The 1,470-nt window shown below is 48.0% G+C and carries 1 protein-coding gene; it reads left to right on the top strand.

From position 1 onward, the window contains the following. Positions 1–10: 10 nt before the first annotated feature. Positions 11–1,465 (top strand): beta-barrel domain-containing protein, encoded by a 1,455-nt coding sequence (locus tag PX481_RS03870; protein ID WP_288093723.1) that lies wholly within the window; start codon positions 11–13, stop codon positions 1,463–1,465. Positions 1,466–1,470 lie beyond the last annotated feature (5 nt).

The raw sequence follows: 1,470 nt of genomic DNA, 5'->3' as shown, positions 1-1,470 counted from the left end.
GTGAATAACTATGACAACCAATCTAGACAGAGAGCGCGATAACTGGTCTTTCCATACCAAAGAATTGATCGATACTTTACCCCTACCCTGGACGCGTGGTTTACTCTATTTTCTGATTATTTTCGTCTCGATCATTCTCCCTTGGGCGATATTCTCAAAAGTCGATGAAACGGGTGTCGGTCCGGGAAAACTGGAACCCCAAGGGGAAACAGTCAAACTCGACGCAATCACCGCAGGAGAAGTGGAAAAAATCTATGTCCGTGAAGGCCAAGAGGTGAAAGCAGGACAACCGATTTTAACCCTAGATTCCTCATTAATCGGCAAGGAAATACAACAAATCGAGGAGAAAATAGAAGGACAAAAAAGCCGTCTTTCCCAACAGAAACTTGTCAAAAGTCAGTTAGAGATTTCTTTAACCACCCAAAGCCAACAAAATCGCGCGGCAGCAGCGGAAAAAGAAGCCTCGATCGAACAAGCGCGGGAGAATGTGGACGCATTAATCAAGAAGGCCAAAATATCCCTAGAAGAACAACAAGCGCGAGTCAATCAAGCGAAAACCGCCCTCGCACAAAGTCAGACCGATTATCCGATTCTCAAAAGTCGTTATGAAACGGCTTTAAAAGAAGTCGATCGCTACCGAAAAGCGTGGGAGGATGGCGCGATATCGGAGGTGCAATTCATCGAGCGCGAGGACAATGCCAAGGAGCGCCAACAACTCTACGAGCGGGGAAAAGCGGAGGTAAAAGAAAATCAACATAAACTAGCGGAATTAAAAAGTGCCTACCGTCAGACGAGTCAACAAACGAGCGCCGATATCGCCCAAGCGCGTCTGCAATTACAGGAGCGGCAGCGGGGTTATCAAAGTCTCCGCCATTCCAACGAGTTGGCACTCTTAAGGATACAGGAGCAGATTAACAATCTAGACACGGAGATCGCAACACTGGCATCGGAAATCGCCCAAAGCGAGAGCCAACGGCAAGCGCTCCAAATCCAACTAAGTCAGAGGGTTTTAAAGGCGAATACCGACGGCACGATCTTTTCATTACCGATTAAACGCGCGGGTGCGGTGGTGCAGTCGGGAACGCGGGTTGCGGAGATAGCACCGAAAGGATCGCGGTTTATTCTCAAGGCAGAAATGCCCACAGATCAAAGTCAATTTCTCCGCGCCGGTATGCCGATAAAAGTCAAGTTCGATGCCTATCCTTTTCAGGATTACGGCATTATCGGCGGCAAGATCACCAAGAAATCACCGACGGCGATCGAGAAGGATACGGCGACGGGAAAAATCAACGTTTTCGAGCTAGAAATTCAACTCGATCGCTCCTGTATTCAAAAGGGAAATCAATGTATTCCCCTCAATCCGGGAGATACGGCTACCGCAGAAGCGATCGTCCGTCAGCGTCGGGTGATCGATTACATCCTCGATCCCTTTAAGGATCTGCAAAAAGATGGGTTAAAACTGTAGTTTTT

Source organism: Microcystis sp. M53603_WE2 (genome assembly GCF_030065435.1).
This window is presented reverse-complemented; position numbering and strand designations above follow the sequence as displayed.